Annotated in this window: 1 protein-coding gene; it reads left to right on the top strand. The window is 66.1% G+C overall.

Annotated features, from left to right (window positions below; all coding sequences use genetic code 11):
• Positions 1 to 1,013 (top strand): IS110 family RNA-guided transposase (locus BMZ19_RS22025; protein WP_090313893.1); only part of this gene is annotated, 1,013 nt, incomplete at its 5' end.
• Between the last annotated feature and the right edge of the window lie 156 nt (positions 1,014 to 1,169).

The following is a 1,169-nucleotide window of genomic DNA, read 5'->3' on the forward strand; positions in this document are numbered from 1 at the left end:
CCGTTTACCAGGTTGCCGAGAGCGTCCGTGCCGGGCAGGTGAGTCAGCGCAAGCGGCTGAATCGCGAGGCGTTTCGTCGATATATACAGGAGCAGGCGGAGCCGGTCGAGTGGCTGATGGAAGCCTGTGGCACGGCGCACTATTGGGGGCGCTTCGCCCAGGCGCTGGGGCACCGGGTGACCCTGCTGCATGCCCGTTATGTGCGCCCCTACCGGCGGCGCAACAAGACCGACCGCAACGACTGCGACGCGATCCTCGAAGCCGCGCGTTGTGCCGACATCCACCCGGTGCCGGTGAAGAGCCACGAGCAGCAACAGCTCCAGCAACTGCACGGCCTGCGCGAGACCTGGAAGAAGAGCCGCACCCAGCGCATCAACCTGCTGCGCGGCATCTTCCGCGAAATGGGTATCGAGGCCCCGGCGTCGACGGTTGCCTTTCTGCGGGCGGCCCACGAACTGGTCGAACTGCCAGAAGTGGCGGCACTGCGCGGCCAGCTGCGGATCGTCCTGGCCGAGATCAACCTCTACGAGCAATGCATGGCCGAGTGCGAGCAACAACTCCAGCGCTGGCACGCCGACGACGCCATCGTGCGCAAACTCGACGAAGTCAGCGGCATCGGCCTGCTGACCGCCAGCGCCCTGAAAACCGCGGTCGGCCAGCCCGAGCGGTTCGCCAGTGGCCGCCAGCTGAGCGCCTGGCTGGGCATGACCCCGCGCGAATTCAGCAGTGGCGACCGGCGTAAGCTGGGGCACATCAGTCGGCAGGGCAACGTCTATGTGCGAACCTTGCTGATCCACGGCTCGCGAGCGGCCCTGCTGGCAGCCCAGCGTTGCCAGGCCAATACCCCGGAACGTCTGACCCGGCTGCAACGCTGGGCGGTGGAGACGGCCGCGCGGATCGGCCACAACAAGGCCGCGGTGGCGCTGGCCAACAAGCTGGTACGGATCTGCTGGGCGGTGTGGTGCCATGAGCGGCGCTTCAGCGGCGACTGGCAGAGCAAACAGCCCGCCTGACGGCGGGCCGGGTAATCAGGAAGCGGTTTTCTCGTGGTTGTGGTGAACAGCGATACTGTCGGAACAGGCGAGTCCTGCAGCGGAACAAGGCCGATAACAATTCTGATCCCCGTGATCGATTGAACGCTTGGCCCCCGCTGCGCGAACTACAGAGTG

Source organism: Pseudomonas linyingensis (assembly GCF_900109175.1).
Classification (GTDB): domain Bacteria; phylum Pseudomonadota; class Gammaproteobacteria; order Pseudomonadales; family Pseudomonadaceae; genus Geopseudomonas; species Geopseudomonas linyingensis.